This is a genomic window from Aquimarina aggregata (genome assembly GCF_001632745.1).
GTDB classification, from domain to species: Bacteria; Bacteroidota; Bacteroidia; order Flavobacteriales; family Flavobacteriaceae; genus Aquimarina; species Aquimarina aggregata.
Genome location: NZ_LQRT01000024.1, coordinates 151,869 through 168,424 on the forward strand (window position 1 = coordinate 151,869; position 16,556 = coordinate 168,424).

Here is a 16,556-nt window from a genome sequence, read left to right on the forward strand (position 1 = left end):
AATGAAAATATTTACATCATCATTAGCACTCTTCTTTATTTCTATTTCTATTTTTTCACAAGAAGCTACCAATGCAGAACTTGTTAAAAAGGGATTGTTACAAAAACAAAAAATAGAAAAAGAGTCTTTAGTCAAGAACATACCATTTCATAATATAGGGCCATCGGTGATGAGTGGTCGGGTAGTAGATATAGATGTAAACCCAGATAATACTACAGAGTTTTATGTTGGGTATGCTTCTGGTGGACTATGGTATACAACTAATAACGGAACCACTTTTGCACCTGTATTGGATACTGCAGAGACGATTAATGTTGGAGATATTGCAGTAGATTGGAAGAATGATATTCTTTGGGTTGGAACAGGAGAAAACAACTCTTCTAGATCATCTTATGCTGGAGTTGGAATTTTAAAATCGACTGATAAAGGTAAAACATGGAAAAATGTTGGACTACCAGATTCACATCATATAGGAAGAATTATTATTAATCCAAACAATGCTGATGAGGTTATTGTAGGGGTTACGGGACATTTATACTCATCGAACGAATCACGAGGAATTTACAAAACTACAGACGGAGGGAGTAGTTGGAAAAAGACATTGTTTATAAACAATCAAACAGGAATTATTGATTTAGCCTATGCACCTAATAATTTTAAAACAATGTATGCTGCTGCATGGGATAAAGATCGAAAAGCATGGAATTTTAGAGGAAATGGTACTGGGTCAGGAATATATAAAAGTATGGATGCTGGTAGTACATGGCAAAAGATTTCTTTAGAAAATAGTGGCTTTCCTACCGGAGATGGAGTTGGAAGAATAGGGTTAGCCGTTTTTGATGAGAACACAGTATATGCCGTACATGATAATCAATTTAGAAGAAAGAAAAATAATGAAGAAAAGAATGGAGATAGATTGACTAAAGAGAATTTTAAAACTATGTCCACAGATACTTTTTTAAATCTAGAGGATAAAAAACTAAATGCATTTCTTAAGACTAATGGCTTTCAGGAAAAATACAGAGCAGATAACTTAAAACAACTAGTTAGAGGAGGTACTGTAAAACCTGTAGATCTCGCCAAATATTTAGAAGATGCCAACGCATTGTTATTTGACACCCCTGTCGTAGGAGCAGAAGTATATCGCACAGATGATGGAGGAACATCTTGGAAAAAAACACATACAGACTTTTTAGATGATATTTTTTATAGTTATGGATATTATTTTGCTCAGATACAAGTAAATCCATCAAATAAAGATCACATATACATTTCGGGAGTACCTGTATTAAAATCTAAAGATGCAGGAAAAACATTTACAAGTATAAATGGTAAAAACGTTCATGCTGACCACCATGCTTTATGGATTAACCCAAAAAACCCAAATCATTTAGTAAATGGTAATGATGGAGGAGTGAATATTTCTTATGATGATGGTGCAAATTGGATCAAAGCTAATCAACCTATTGTAGGTCAGTTTTATTATATAAATGTAGATAACGAAACTCCCTATAATATTTATGGGGGACTTCAGGATAATGGTGTTTGGATGGGACCAAATACAGTGCAAGAAGATGATTCATGGCATCAAAGTGGGCGTTACCCCTGGCAAAGCATAATGGGAGGCGACGGTATGCAAGTGCAAATAGATACTCGAGATGCTAATATAGTATATACAGGATTTCAGTTCGGAAATTATTTTAGACTAGATCGTTCAAAAAATAAGCAAACTTATATACAACCTAAACATGAGTTAGGAGAATCACCTTACCGATTTAACTGGCAAACGCCAATACTATTATCGCCACATAATCAGGATATTTTATATATGGGTGCTAATAAGTTAATGAGGTCAATGAACCAAGGAGATGATTGGACAGCAATTTCTAATGACTTAACTAAAGGTGGCAAGAAAGGGAATGTAGCATACGGTACTTTAGCTACAATTTCAGAGTCACCATTTCAGTTTGGACTTATATACACGGGCAGTGATGATGGATTGGTTTATGTAACAAAAAACGGAGGGGGTAATTGGACTAAAATTTCAGATACATTTCCGAAGAATTTATGGGTATCCAGAGTCGTAGCTTCTTCACATAAAAAAGAAAGAGTATATGTAACGCTAAACGGTTATCGATGGGATGATTTTAAAACCTATGTATATGTAAGTGAAAATTATGGGCAAACTTGGAAAAATATTGGAGAAACCATTCCTATGTCTCCTGTAAATGTGATCAAAGAAGATCCAGATAACGAGAATGTAATTTATTTAGGAACAGATAACGGGGCGTATGTTTCGTTAAACAAAGGACAAAAATGGCATGCTTTCTCTAAAGGACTTCCTAACGTTGCAATTCATGATCTTGTAATCCAACCCAAAGCAAAAGATTTAATATTAGGTACGCATGGACGAAGTATTTATAAGACAAATATTGAAGCCATACAATTGCTTGATTCAGAAATCATGAAAAAAGAACTTCATGTTTTTGAAATGTCAAGGATAAAATGGTCAGAGCAATGGGGAGTATCATGGAGCAAATGGTTAAAACCAGATGAACCATCTTCAACTATCCAGTTTTATACAACTACAGCAGGAAGTTTTTCAGTTCAAATTACTACAGAAAGTGGTAAAGTGTTACAAGAACTATCTGTAAAGGCCGATAAAGGATTTAATTATGTGAACTACGACCTAACGATTACCGAAAAGGGAAAAGATGTACTACAAAAAGAATTTCCTGATGACGAAGTTTCTAAAAGAAAAAATGGAAAGTATTATTTACCAATAGGAAATTATGCGGTTAAGATTTCTAGCAAAAGCATAAGTGAAAAAAAACTGTTCGAGGTTCAATAAACTTGATGAGTATGCGGTATAGCATTAAAACAAAAAAGGTCATTGATACGTTTCAATGACCTTTTTTGTTTAAGTGTTTTTTGATGTATTTAATTAAGCACCAATTATTGTTGGACTTGTGCAGTTTATTGCTTTTGTCTTACAAGTTTTAGTATAAATGTAAAATACTTGGTCAGGACCGCAAGTTGGCCTATCACTCATACGGTGGTGTCCTGCTTTAATCACAGACATATTATTCAATTTTGCGATACTTAATTTTTGCAAGCTTAACTTTTTGCTCTTTGCTTTTTTCATGATTGTTGATTTTTCGATTACTTTTTATTTCCCGAAGTAAATATACTACGAAAATTATTGAAGCACCTGTAAAGCAGAGAGTTGTTGTTCGAAATTCCGTGAATTTCGATAAAATTATACCAGTAATTTCAAATAGTAAATGGTATTATAAGGTGTCTATGGCACTTAATTTTTTTATAAAGTAAGAGGTTTTAATACCAGTTGTTTTCTTAAAAGCAGACGAAAAAGACTCTGCTGTATTAAACCCCATTTCTTCAGCGATTCCTTGTATGGTATAGTTTTTTAAAGTAGGATTAGTCTTAAGTTGATGAACAGCATAGTTAATCCTTAAATCATTAATATAATTGGCAAAATTTTTCTGCTTAAAGTGATTAACTACTTTAGAAAGATATTTTGTATTGGTTTTTATATCCTTTGCCAAAGAAGTTGTGCTGATGTTTTTTTTGAGGAAATGTTTTTTTTCTTCAAATGAAGAAAGTTTGAGTAAGATTTCTTCGACCACTTCTTTAGGAACTCCGATATCATCTTTTGATTTTTGTTTGTTAATTTTTGGTGTGTTTTTTTGGTCAATAAGATGTTCAAACTTTTCTTGATATGATTTCCTTTTCTGGTATTGCCAAAATAGAAAAGCGCCAATGACAGTTGTGATAAATAATAATATGAAAACGGTGAGGTTAAGATTTTTATTATTTCCTTTAAGCTCATTGATAAGTCGTTCCTTTTCTTTAAGTAATGCAGGAGTATCGAATTCTTTAAATAGTGTAGTAGCGACAGAAGAAGCTTCGCGATTAAAGATACTATCAAATCGAAGCAGTTTACCTATGTATTCAAGTTGTGTTTCTTTTTGGTTACTTTCTTTATAAAAGGTAATCATGTGCTCGTATCCTTCCCTTACTTCAAAAGGAGTAATAATTTCATGTTGTAAAATTGAGTCTGTCTTTTTAAAATAATTTTGAGCAGCTGCTTTATTGTCTTTCAATAACTGAAGTTTACCAAGGTAAAATGAAGCTAGGATCAAAGTTTTTTTATTTTCGGCTGTTTGCGTATTTAATAATTTTAACCCATTTTCAATACTATCTTGGGCTACATTGTATTTTTTTTTGAAAAAGAGATTTATCCCTTCGTTAATACTAATCCTTCCCTGGAACCTGTTAAAATTATATTCAGATTTAGCTACTTCTTGAGTGGCTTTATAATTTATAGTAGTGGCAGAATCTAATTTAAAATTGTATCGATATGATTCTGCAAGTGCAATAGACGATCTTATATATCGTCTGTCATTAATAGGGGACTTTGAACTATTATGATCAAAATTTTCTTTAAAAAGAGGAAGTGCTTCTTTATGTTTTTCGATCGCGGTTTTGACACGTGCAATATTATATTTGGTGATATAGGTGTATTCTGTATCTTCGAATTTTTCTGAAATAGCAAGTGCTTTAAGGTAATCATCTAGGGCTAATGTATATCTACCTTTTTTTAGATAATGTCCCGCTTTAAAAGAATAGGCTTGCATTGGGTATTTTTTGTCACCAAGTCCTTTACTTAAAACAATAGAAAGATCTAGAAATCGTAATTTTTCAGATTCTTTTTCGCAGTAATGAGATAGTAAGCAATAAGCTTGTGCCATTTTTATTTGGCTATTTTCTAGTTGAGCCTTTTTTAGATAGGTATGTAAATATATTTTTGACGTTAAGGTATCTGACCAAGTACTACTAAAGTCATTATATAAATCATCAAAACTTGATTGTTGTAACGAATCAGGAATCGTAAAACTATTAATTAAATTTTGTCCAAAACTAGTATAGCAATTTAGTATAGTAAATACTAATACGATGGTAGTTAATAAACGATATGTTGGTTTAATTCTTAACAACATTTTGAGGTAATACGTATCAAATATAAGCTATAAAGATATGATTTTCTGGATTTTCTGAATTTTCACACACAATGACAATAAGAATCTGATAATCAGTTATTTGAATTGTATTTTATTATCTGGAATTCTACGAATTTCGATAAGTTTGATTTGTTTTTGAAGGGATTAGCGATCTATATTTGGCTTGGATAAAAAAGTCAATCATGTCAAAAACAAAACAAAATAAAGTAGGGCATTTGGATATATTGGATCGCGATTTTGTCTTTTCTCAAGATCACTGGATGACTCAATATGCAACTAGAGAGACAATCACTGTGCTTAATTATTTTGCAACCTCATTATTTAAAAAAAACAATCTTGACGATATTCTCTGGGATATTGTAGAGAACTGCATTTCACAGCTTAAATTAGAGGATTGCGTGATCTATATGATCGATAAAAACAACGAGTTTTTAATTCAAAAAGCAGCTTATGGATATAAAAATAATGGGCAAAAAAAAGTAGTAAGTCCTATTAAGATCCACGTTGGTACGGGAATGGTAGGGCGAGTAGTCAAAACAGGAAGATATTTGTGCATAGCAGATGTTACACAATACCCTAATTATATTGTAGACGATGGGTATCGAATGTCAGAACTATCAGTTCCTATTATTGTCAATGATACCGTAGTAGGAGTTCTGGATTCTGAGCATTCAAAGAAAAACTTTTTTAATAAAAATCATATATTTTTATTTAGACTTGTAGCACAACTATTGAGTAAAAAATTGGAGCAGATTTATGGCAAAGGAAGCTTTGTTATCAACAAAGAGAATGAATATTTTAAAGAACTTGATTTTTTAATGAAAGAAGCAAAAATGTATCGAGATCCAAATATAGGATTGGATAGTATGGCCAAGAAACTAAAAATTAGTGGTAATTATCTATCCCAGTTGGTTAACAAACTTAGCGGTTATAATTTTGCAGATTATGTAAATCGATTTAGAATCGAGGATGCAAAACGCAAATTAAAAAACCCAAATTTTGTACATTATACCATCATCTCTATTGCCTTAGAATCCGGATTTAATTCAAAATCTACTTTTTATAGCGCTTTCAAAAAACTAACAGGCATTTCTCCAAAAGAATATAGAGTATCAGCTTAAAAAAAGTCCGAATTCTTTGAAATTCAAAATTTCTGGATACTTCTCCTTACAACCCTAATTACCTTTATTTTAAGATTACCTCAATAAGGATATTCAACGCTCATAAGGGTATTATGAATATCCTTATGAGGGTTGAATTACTTCAGAAAATAAAATAAGAATAAGATGAAAAAGAATGATTTTTTATATGCGTTTATACTTATAAGCTTAACAATTATTGGATGCAATAATGATGATGAAACAATAGCTGCGCCACAAAATCAAAGCCCTAAAGATTTTTTGGTAGAAGTGAGTCAAACCACTACTAATAGTGCGTTATTAAAATGGAGTGAAGCAATAGACCCTGATGGCGACCCTGTTACATACACAGTTATCTTAGAAGGAAATGAAATAGTTACTTCAATTACTAAAACCGAATACCTCTTAAAAGAACTTTTGCCTAAAACTAAGTACACAGGCTCTGTAATCGCATTGGATGGTAAAAATGGAGAGTCAAAAAATGAATTTACAGTGACTACTAACGAAATAGTGGATACTGGTATAACTACCGCATGGCAAAAATCCCTCGGAGGAAGCTCAGATGATGACGGATATGTGGTGATTCAAACGAATGACGGAGGATATCTAATAGGCGGTACATCTGAGTCTACAGATGGTAATGTTACCAGTAATAATGGTCAAAAAGATTGTTGGGTGGTCAAATTGGATGAATCTGGTAACATAATTTGGAATGTTAATTTTGGAGGTAGTGGTAATGAAACGATTCATGATCTTAAACAAACCACAGATGGAGGGTATATTGTTGGTGCATTTTCTTCATCTACAGACCAGGATGTTTCTGGAAATAATGGAATGCGTGATTTTTGGATTGTAAAATTAGATGTTTCTGGAAATATAAGTTGGGAGACCAATGTAGGAGGAAATAAAGATGATATTTTAGAAGCTATTATTGAAACATCAACAGGAGAATACGTCGCGGTAGGGTTTACAAGTTCGGATCAATTTGATGTGAATGGACAATCTGATGCATGGATCGTAAAATTAGATCAACTAGGAAATGTTTCGTGGGAGACAAATTTAGGTGGTCCACAAAGAGACTTAGCTTTTGCAATAGATCAGACTACAGATCAAGGGTACATTATTGCTGGTCACACAGAAACCGGCGATAATAAAAGAGATATATGGATAGCAAAACTTAATGATGAAGGTGGTCTTGACTGGGAAAAAACATATAGTGGTTCTGAGAATGAAGAGGCCACGTCTGTGCAACAAACCATAGACGGCGGGTATATCGTTGCTGGGTATTCTATGTCTAGTGATGGAGATTTTTTAGAAAACAATGGGGGTAGAGATGGCGTACTTATCAAAACCAATAACGCTGGAGATATGCAATGGAAAAAAAATATTGGTGGTTCTGGTTCTGATGGAATAAATGATATTAAAGAAACCACAGATGGAGGTTATATAGCCGTAGGAAGCTCTAACTCGTCAGATCTTGATGTACAAGAGAATAACGGGGCTTTTGATTTTTTGATTTTACGATTACAATCTAACGGAGAAATTATTTGGCAAAAGAATCTAGGTGGCGAAGGAAATGATTATGCATTTTCTATAGAACAAACTTTAGATGATGGTTTTATAACGGCGGGTACAATATCTAATATTATGGGTGTTGGAGAGGGAACCGTTACTGATTTTAACTATTGGGTATTAAAGCTGGAATGAGTAAACACAACTTTGGAAATATGTAATGATTGAGTTTTTTGTCCAATTGCTTTTCATTACCCGCGAATCCTCATTACCTAACATTAACATATCGGTAATGGGGATTCTTTTTATGAAGCATATCATACCAAAACTTAATAGATAACACTTCTGGATAGTCAAAAACCAAAATAGGACTAAAGATTTTGCCTTAAATATGTCCTAATTCTTTGAAATTCAAAATTCTCGGATATTTCAAGTTACTACTCTAGTTAGGTTTGTATCATTAACTTTTAAAAATTAAAAAATGAAAGCAATAAAAAGTTTGATGAAAATCATGATGATTGTAATGGTATCAAGTTTAATCTTTTCATGTTCTGATGGAGAAGATGGTGCGATCGGACCACAAGGAGAACAGGGAGCTCCTGGTGCTGATGGACAAGATGGAGCAGACGGCGCTCCAGGAACTGCAAATGTTATGTATTCTAGTTGGATTCCTGTAGACTATTTGGTCGATGGGGCTCAAACAACTAATCTTATGGGGTTAGAAGTATTTAATGCTTCAGAGCTTAATCCTGAGACCGATGTGGTTCTGGTATACGGGCAAAGGACTACTGCTAGCCCAAATGAAGGGATATATCAATTACCATATCTCTTTTCTTCTCAAAACGAGTATTATACATATGGGTTGTTTGATACAACAGGAGGAACCGGATTACAAATAAGAGTAAACACAACCGATGGAGGTACTAATTTATTTACTTTTTTTCAGAATTATAGATATGTAATTATTCCAGGAGGTATAGCAAAAACATCTGTAGACTATGCAACTATGAGTTATGAAGAAATTATAGCATTATTCAAAATCCCAGAGTAGAAGTATTCCACTCATTTTTAAAGCCCTTCAGGTCCATTGTTTTTTTGGATTGAAGGGCTTTTTTGATAATCCTATTCAACCAATCACCTTATGCAATACATTTATACATGAGATAGATAATAATAATATCTTATCTTCATTATTTTAAGATTAAATAGAGAATTATGACACTTACCATGAGCATTCCTGCTTTATTATTTCCCGCAATATCATTAACGATGTTGGCATATAATGCAAGATATTTAGCTATTGCGTCCTTAATTAGGCAATTGTACAATGAATATTTAGATATGCCTTCAGAAAATACTGTGCTACAAATTAAGAACTTAAGAAAGCGATTATGGCTTATCAGGAATATGCAAGCAATTGCTATTGTAAGTTTTTTAACAAGTGTAATCACGATGTTTTTATTATATATCGACTATATAAATTGGGCTAATGTGGTTTTTGGAGTGAGTTTATTTTCACTCATGCTTTCGCTTTTTTTGTCATTTATCGAAGTGCAAATTTCTACTAAAGCGTTGGCTATAAGGCTAGACAGAATCGAAGAAAATAGATAAGAAATTCTTATCTTGTTGATTGTAATTTGTCAAATAAGTTTTTAGTGCTAAAGAATGAACTTTTTAATAATGTAATACAAGACTTCAATACTGGATATTGGGAGTTACATTTAGATCCAAATAAGGAAATTTGGTCAGAAAAGTTTTACGAAAACACAGGATATACGGTTAATGATGTCGAGTCTACTATAGATTATTTTTTAGATCATCTGCTTCACAAAGAGGATGTAGATGTGTTTAGAGATAACTTCCTCAATTATAGGCGTAATAGCATTAATTTTAAGCAGCATATTAAAATTCTGACTAAAGAAGGCAACTATAAATTATTTAGATGCGCTACCAATGATGAGTTGCCGGTAGATATTAAAGCAAATATCAACCTTATATTTTTCTTTGAGATAAAGTTAGAACCAGAACAAAATATTTCTAAAGATAACTTCTATTACAAAGAAACTGCCCAGATGACAGAAACAGGTAGTTGGTATGTAGATTTCGAAAAAAGAAAAAGTTATTGGGATTTTGAGACAAAACGAATTTTAGAGTATGCAGATGATTATATTCCGTCGTTAAAAGATTCTGCAAGCTACTATGCAGAAGACTCACAACAACAGGCTGCCGATTGTTTCTTTAATTGTGCAATGGCAGGAACACCTTTTAATACAGAGATTAAAATGGTGACTGCTAATAAGCGAATATTTTGGGTTCGAGCTATAGGAAAACCGGTGTATAATGAAGCAAAAGAAATAATCGGGATTAGAGGGGTTTTTCAAGATATAGATGAGATTAAAAGAAAAGAATTACGATTAGAGAAATCAATTGATATTATTGCCTCTCAAAATTCTAGACTATTTAATTTTGCACATATTGTATCTCATAATCTTAGATCACATACTAGTAACTTATCTCTATTAGTTCAATTAATTGAAGATATTGATGATCCTCTAGAAAAAATTAACCTGATAAAAGAGATTAAACAAATTTCCTTTAGCCTAAATACTACGATTGAACATCTAAATGAGATTGTAGCAATTCATACTAATAAAGATCAAGAAAAGAAACCGGTTAAGTTTCAGGATTCTTTAAACTTAGTGACTAATGGTATAGGGCAGATGATCGCTATAAGCAAGACAAAAATAAAATCTCATTTTAAAGATTTAAATGAGATCGATTATATCCCTGCTTATTTAGAAAGTATTTTATTAAACTTAATTACTAATGCAATAAAATATAAACATTCGGATAGAGACCCTATTATAGATATCAAAAGCTATATCAAGAATGGAAATAAGTATTTAAAAGTTACAGATAATGGAAGAGGTATAGACATGAAATTATTCAAAGACAAGATTTTTGGGATGTACAAAACCTTTCATTACAATAAGGATGCAGTTGGTATAGGCTTGTTTTTAACCAAAAATCAAGTTGAATCATTAAATGGAAAAATAACTGTAGAAAGCGAGGTAGACACAGGAACTACCTTTATTATTGAATTTTAGAAAACCAATCACGATATTTTCTTTTAACTATGAGTGAAAAAATAGGATTAGCTTGTATTATCGACGACGATAGCATGTATGTAAATCTTGTAAAAAGGATTGTAGAAGCAAAAAATCTTTGTGAAAACCTAATGGTGTTTAAAAATGGGAAAGATGCTCTTAACTATTTTGAGGTGCTTTTGAATAATTTGGACAAGAAAATGATTCCAGAAATAATCTTTCTAGATTTAAATATGCCGATAATGGATGGATGGGAGTTTTTAGATAATTTTACTAAGATTAAAAATAAGCTAGAAAAAACAATTACACTTTACATTGTTAGCTCTTCAATTAATCCTGTTGATATAGAAAAAGCTAAAAGTATTAATACGGTTAAAGACTATCTTATAAAACCGGTTACTATTGAAGATTTAGAAGCTATCTTTTTGAAACAAACATTATAAAAAAACAGGGTTTCTTTTTAAAAAGAAACCCTGTTTTTAGTTTTTTAAAGTATGTATATTAAATCTGGGAAACCCTTAGTGTGTTAACCATTCCTTTTGCTGTAATTGGCATTGCAGCAAGGTTGATCAACATGTCTCCTTGCTCAACAAAACCACGGTCTTTTGCAATTTTGTTGATATCTTCGACTGTTTCATCAGTACTAACAAATTTGTCATAAAACAAAGCCTTAACACCCCATAAAAGACTAAGTTGTGATAGTATTCTTTGATTACTAGTAAATACTAAGATATGTGCATCAGGTCTCCATGCAGATATTTGAAACGCAGTATAGCCACTATTCGTTAGCGTGCAAATTGCTTTTGCCTCAATATCATTAGCCATATGCGCAGCGTGGTAACAAATAGATTTGGTAATAAATCTGTTTGTTCTAATATGTGGTGGACTTTGTGGGACAGAGATTAATTCAGAGCCTTCTACACTACTTATAATCTTGGTCATAGTTTCTATAACTTGAACCGGATACTTTCCTACAGAAGTTTCTCCAGAAAGCATTACAGCATCTGCACCATCCATTACCGAGTTTGCAACGTCATTTACTTCTGCTCGAGTCGGAGTAAGACTGTCAATCATAGTCTCCATCATTTGAGTAGCAATAATAACAGGTATCCTTGCAGTCTTCGCTTTAAGAACTAGTTTTTTCTGAATTAAAGGAACTTCTTCTGCTGGGATTTCTACTCCAAGATCCCCTCTAGCTACCATTAAACCATCACAGTATGCAACAATTTTATCAATATTATCTACCCCTTCTGGTTTTTCGATTTTGGCAATAATAGGAATTTTGTGATTACTATTTTTCTTGATTAAATCTTGAAGCTCCATTAAATCTTGAGCATGACGCACAAAAGATAGTGCAATCCAATCCACACCTTGCTCACAAGCAAAAACAGCGTCTTTTACATCTTTTTCTGTAAGAGCGGGTAAAGAAATTTTAGTATTCGGAAGATTAACACCTTTCTTAGATTTTAGAGGACCTCCTTGTATTACTTTAGCTTTAACAGTATCTTTTTTGTTAGAAGAAACGACTTCAAAAATTAGTTTTCCGTCGTCTAACAATATACGTTCACCAGCTTTTACATCTTTAGGAAAATCTTGATAATTCATATATACTTGTGATGAACTACCTTCAAATGGTTTACCGGTAACAAAATTGATATGATCTCCATCATGAACAATGATATCACCTTTCATAACGCCGACTCTTAATTTAGGACCTTGTAAGTCTCCAAGTATTGCAGCATTAAAACCGTATTGCTTATTAAGTTCGCGTATCATTTTAATACGCTCTTTTACGCCATCATAATCAGCATGAGAGAAATTTATTCTAAAAACATTTACTCCAGCCTCCAGCATTTTTTTTAAGATCTCTTTGGTGCTCGTTGCGGGGCCTAGCGTAGCAACGATTTTGGTTTTTTTACTTTTTGGCATTATTCAAATATTAAATTGTTCTTTGATTTAAGTGTTGGGTATTCCACTGTATATGCAGTCATAACCTGCGAAATGGTAAGTATGTCGGTTAATAATGCTGAACTAGAAAATGTAGAGGTTTCGGTATCTATTTTTAAGAAATAATCTACATTCTTTAATTCAGGAATTAAATATTTTATAACATAAGTATTAGTTGGTGTATCAAATAATCCTTTAGCTATAGGTTCTTCTTGTTGTACTTGCGCGCTAAACTTATTTCCTATAAGAGTATATGAACTATATTGAAAATGATCATCATACTGATATAAAGGAAAACTTGCTAAAAGATCATCATACTTAAAATTGATATCTTCCTTTTTTCTGAAAAGTTTTAAATTCAAATATTTGTTCAATAAAAAAGCCAACCTATATGGAGCTAATGAACAATGAATAGCAATTAATTCATAAGTATCATCTTCAAGGGTGTCTAAAACTAGTTTTTGGATAGCCACTTTGAAATAATTTTGTTTCAGAATTAACGCGAAATATACAAATAAAATACCCCAACCAGTTTAATTGTATATAAAGATATTTAACGAAAACGATTGAGTTAGTATCTTTTATTTAAGAACTTATTTACTTTTTTGTTAATAAAGTGCTTTTTTGATTTTTACAGGTGTTAAGGTTGTTTGTACAATAGTAAATTTGTTGTTTAAGATATTATAAAATTTGCACTTCTATAAAGGGATATAAATGATCTATATAAATAAGGTGTATTTTTAAAACTGCAGAATAAATAACTATATAAGTTTAGAGCTTAGGTGTTTATCTTAGTTTGGAATGCAAAATATCCTCTTTTTGAGGCTTTTTCTTCGGCTTTTTTCTTTGAAGTAGCACGCGCCTTTGCTACCACCTTATCATCTATCCATAGTTTTACAGCAAAATGTTTCATCTCATCTTTTCCTGTATCCTCATAGATCTCATAATTAAATGGCTTTTTTTCTTTTTGACACCATTCTATTAATAAGCTTTTGTAACTAATAACCTGACCTTCTAGACTCTCAATATCAACATAGGGGTTAATTACAGCTTCTTGAATAAATCGTTCGCAATACATGAAACCTCTGTCTAGATATATAGCTCCTATTAAGGCTTCAAAAAGGTTTCCATGGATATTCACTCCAAATTGAGATTTTGGAATATTGGTCCTTACTAGATCGATTAACTTAAGGTCTTTGCCTAGTTCGTTGAGGTGTTTTCTACTTACGACCTTAGCTCTCATTTTAGTGAGATAGCCTTCATTACCTTCTGGAACCTCTTTAAATAAATGTGAAGCGATAACACTACTTAACATTGCATCTCCTAGAAACTCTAATCGTTCATAATTTACAGCATTTCCTTTACTGTCTTTTAGATTTAATGATCGATGCGTAAATGCTTTTTCGTAAGGTCTAATGTTTTTAGGCTTGAAACCCAGTATTTTTTGAATTTTTGAAAAAAAATTCCCGTTCTTTTCAGAGCGGGAATTTAATATGTTGCGAATAACATTCATAATTATTCGTTCAATTTTTTAAATAACACACAAGCGTTATGACCACCAAAACCAAACGTATTACTCATTGAGAAAGTAATGTCACGTTTTTGTGCTTTGTTTAATGTTAAATTCAATTTAGAATCTATATTTTCATCCACAGTAGTGTGATTGATAGTAGGAGGCACTATACCTTTTTGCATTGCTAATATCGAAGCGATAGCCTCAATAGCTCCTGCAGCACCAAGTAAGTGTCCAGTCATAGATTTAGTTGAATTTATATTGATGTTTGGTGTATGATCTCCAAAAACTTTAGTAATTGCTTTTAATTCTGCAACATCTCCTAATGGTGTGGAGGTACCGTGTGTATTAATAGCTTCTACTTCTTCTGGTGCTACACCTGCATCTCGTAAACAATTAAGCATTACGCGTTCTACACCTATTCCGTCAGGATGTGGAGCTGTCATATGATAAGCATCACTAGACATACCACCTCCAACAACTTCGGCATAGATTTTAGCGCCACGTGCTTTTGCATGTTCATACTCTTCAAGAATAAGAGCTCCACCGCCTTCGCCTAATACAAACCCATCTCTGGTAGCATCAAATGGCCTTGAAGCAGTTTCTGGGCTTTCATTTCTTGTTGATAGCGCATGCATTGCATTAAATCCTCCCATACCAGCAGCGGTAACTGCCGCTTCGCTTCCTCCTGTAATGATGATATCACAATGTCCTAAACGAATATAGTTTAAGGCATCTATCATTGCATTAGCCGAAGAGGCGCATGCAGAAACTGTGGTATAGTTTGGTCCCATAAAACCATTTCTAATAGAGATGTGTCCCGGAGCAATATCTGCTATCATCTTTGGAATAAAGAAGGGGTTAAAACGAGGGGTTCCATCACCTTCTGCGTAATTAACTACTTCTTGTTGAAATGTTTCTATTCCTCCGATACCGGCACCCCAAATTACGCCAACTCTAAATTTGTCGACCTTCTCAAGGTCTATGGCAGCATCTTTTATAGCTTCTTCAGAAGATACAATAGCATACTGCGCAAATTTATCTAGTTTGCGTGCTTCTTTTCTATCAAAATAATCCGTGGGATTGTAATTCTTGACTTCGCAAGCAAATTTAGTCTTGAATTTTTCGGCATCAAAATGAGTGATGGGAGCGCAACCGCTCTTTCCGTTTACCAACCCATCCCAATACTCATTAATATTGTTACCAATGGGTGTTAACGCACCCAGTCCTGTGACTACAACTCGCTTAAGGCTCATACTCTGTTGTGAAGTTTGTTACTTTGCGTCTTCAATATAAGATATTGCTTGACCAACTGTTGCAATATTTTCAGCTTGATCATCTGGAATCTGAATATCGAATTCCTTTTCGAATTCCATAATCAATTCTACGGTGTCTAGAGAATCTGCTCCTAGATCGTTTGTGAAGCTTGCTTCATTTACAACCTCGTTTTCGTCTACACCTAATTTGTCAACGATTATCGCTTTTACTCTTGATGCAATGTCTGACATAATTTTTTAATTTTAATTTTTAATTTAGGAGGCAAAAATAAAAAACTTTATTTTAAAACCCCATAATCCCGCAAAAATGTATTTGTGTTTTTATCAAATATAGGGAAGTATTAGCTTTTTGCTGCCTAAAATTGAATAATAATTATTTTTTTTGTGCGCTCTAATTAACAACAATACCATACTATGAAACGTATTATAATCTTTGCTTCTGGCTCTGGAACCAATGCCGAAAATATAATTAAATATTTTCATAAACGTAAAATTGCAGAGGTGACACATGTGTTTTCTAACAACCTGCGTGCCAAAGTATTAAAACGAGCACATGACCTTGATGTACAGGCGTTACATTTTGACAAAGAGTCATTTTATGACACAAATGAGGTTTTTAATATCCTAAAAGATGTCAACCCTGACATGATAGTACTTGCAGGATTCTTATGGATTTTTCCGAAAAAAATTATTGAAGCATTCCCAAATAAGGTTATAAATATTCATCCGGCATTATTACCAAAATACGGAGGAAAAGGTATGTATGGGCACCATGTTCATGAAGCTGTTATCAGAAATAAAGAAAAAGAAAGTGGTATTACGATTCATTATGTAAACGAGAATTATGATGAAGGAGCAGTTATTTTTCAGGCTAAAACAGCAATTAAGTCAGATTTTTGTGCCGAAGATGTAGCCAAAGCTATTCATGATTTAGAATATAAACATTTTCCTGTCGTTATAGAAGAACTTCTGTTTGGGAACGAAAAAAGTGATAAAAACACTAAATAAATTATCACAGT

15 protein-coding genes are annotated in these 16,556 nt (G+C 32.8%); 8 read left to right on the forward strand and 7 right to left on the reverse strand.

From position 1 onward, the window contains the following. Window position 1: 1 nt before the first annotated feature. A complete protein-coding gene (locus AWE51_RS15905; protein WP_066315272.1) occupies window positions 2-2,851 on the forward strand; it encodes a WD40/YVTN/BNR-like repeat-containing protein in 2,850 nt (949 codons plus the stop codon). A gap of 93 nt (window positions 2,852-2,944) precedes the next feature. Here the strand turns inward: AWE51_RS15905 and AWE51_RS15910 are convergent, their stop codons facing one another. Further along, window positions 2,945-3,145, reverse strand: coding sequence for a hypothetical protein (locus AWE51_RS15910; RefSeq protein ID WP_066315275.1), 201 nt, complete (start codon window positions 3,143-3,145; stop codon window positions 2,945-2,947). Window positions 3,146-3,290: 145 nt separating this feature from the next. Continuing rightward, window positions 3,291-5,021: an AraC family transcriptional regulator gene (locus AWE51_RS15915; RefSeq protein WP_066315277.1), complete on the reverse strand. Its 1,731-nt coding sequence runs from the start codon at window positions 5,019-5,021 to the stop codon at window positions 3,291-3,293. Window positions 5,022-5,224: 203 nt separating this feature from the next. Here AWE51_RS15915 and AWE51_RS15920 point away from each other — a divergent pair, with 203 nt between their 5' ends. The 6 genes from AWE51_RS15920 to AWE51_RS15945 all read left to right on the forward strand — a co-directional run bounded on the left by AWE51_RS15920 (window position 5,225) and on the right by AWE51_RS15945 (window position 11,243). Continuing rightward, on the forward strand, window positions 5,225-6,163 hold the full coding sequence (locus tag AWE51_RS15920; protein ID WP_066315279.1) for a helix-turn-helix domain-containing protein: 939 nt from the start codon (window positions 5,225-5,227) through the stop codon (window positions 6,161-6,163). Between the two features lie 165 nt (window positions 6,164-6,328). Next, entirely contained in the window at window positions 6,329-7,888 is a 1,560-nt protein-coding gene (locus AWE51_RS15925; RefSeq protein WP_066315281.1) for a fibronectin type III domain-containing protein, read from the forward strand. A gap of 286 nt (window positions 7,889-8,174) precedes the next feature. Continuing rightward, window positions 8,175-8,744, forward strand: coding sequence for a collagen-like triple helix repeat-containing protein (locus AWE51_RS15930; RefSeq protein ID WP_066315282.1), 570 nt, complete (start codon window positions 8,175-8,177; stop codon window positions 8,742-8,744). 164 nt (window positions 8,745-8,908) lie between these two features. Next, on the forward strand, window positions 8,909-9,304 hold the full coding sequence (locus AWE51_RS15935; RefSeq protein ID WP_066315284.1) for a DUF2721 domain-containing protein: 396 nt from the start codon (window positions 8,909-8,911) through the stop codon (window positions 9,302-9,304). A gap of 44 nt (window positions 9,305-9,348) precedes the next feature. Continuing rightward, the gene (locus AWE51_RS15940) at window positions 9,349-10,800 is read left to right on the forward strand and encodes a sensor histidine kinase (protein WP_066316320.1); all 1,452 of its coding nucleotides are present in this window, start codon (window positions 9,349-9,351) and stop codon (window positions 10,798-10,800) included. 29 nt (window positions 10,801-10,829) lie between these two features. Beyond that, window positions 10,830-11,243: a response regulator gene (locus AWE51_RS15945; protein ID WP_066315285.1), complete on the forward strand. Its 414-nt coding sequence runs from the start codon at window positions 10,830-10,832 to the stop codon at window positions 11,241-11,243. A 58-nt stretch (window positions 11,244-11,301) separates the two neighbouring features. Here the strand turns inward: AWE51_RS15945 and pyk are convergent, their stop codons facing one another. From pyk to AWE51_RS15970, 5 genes are all read right to left on the reverse strand, one after another. After that, window positions 11,302-12,729 (reverse strand): pyruvate kinase, encoded by a 1,428-nt coding sequence (gene pyk / locus AWE51_RS15950; RefSeq protein ID WP_066315287.1) that lies wholly within the window; start codon window positions 12,727-12,729, stop codon window positions 11,302-11,304. Next, window positions 12,729-13,220, reverse strand: coding sequence for an IPExxxVDY family protein (locus AWE51_RS15955; RefSeq protein WP_066315289.1), 492 nt, complete (start codon window positions 13,218-13,220; stop codon window positions 12,729-12,731). Before AWE51_RS15955 ends, pyk begins: the two co-directional genes overlap by 1 nt. A 305-nt stretch (window positions 13,221-13,525) precedes the next feature. Further along, window positions 13,526-14,260 carry a ribonuclease III gene (rnc, locus tag AWE51_RS15960; protein WP_066315291.1) on the reverse strand — a complete coding sequence of 245 codons (735 nt, stop codon included), beginning with the start codon at window positions 14,258-14,260 and terminating at the stop codon, window positions 13,526-13,528. A 2-nt stretch (window positions 14,261-14,262) separates the two neighbouring features. Continuing rightward, on the reverse strand, window positions 14,263-15,516 hold the full coding sequence (gene fabF / locus AWE51_RS15965; protein WP_066315293.1) for a beta-ketoacyl-ACP synthase II: 1,254 nt from the start codon (window positions 15,514-15,516) through the stop codon (window positions 14,263-14,265). A gap of 18 nt (window positions 15,517-15,534) precedes the next feature. Next, window positions 15,535-15,768: an acyl carrier protein gene (locus AWE51_RS15970; protein ID WP_024768509.1), complete on the reverse strand. Its 234-nt coding sequence runs from the start codon at window positions 15,766-15,768 to the stop codon at window positions 15,535-15,537. Between the two features lie 183 nt (window positions 15,769-15,951). Here AWE51_RS15970 and purN point away from each other — a divergent pair, with 183 nt between their 5' ends. Beyond that, the gene (gene purN, locus AWE51_RS15975; protein ID WP_066315295.1) at window positions 15,952-16,545 is read left to right on the forward strand and encodes a phosphoribosylglycinamide formyltransferase; all 594 of its coding nucleotides are present in this window, start codon (window positions 15,952-15,954) and stop codon (window positions 16,543-16,545) included. Window positions 16,546-16,556 lie beyond the last annotated feature (11 nt).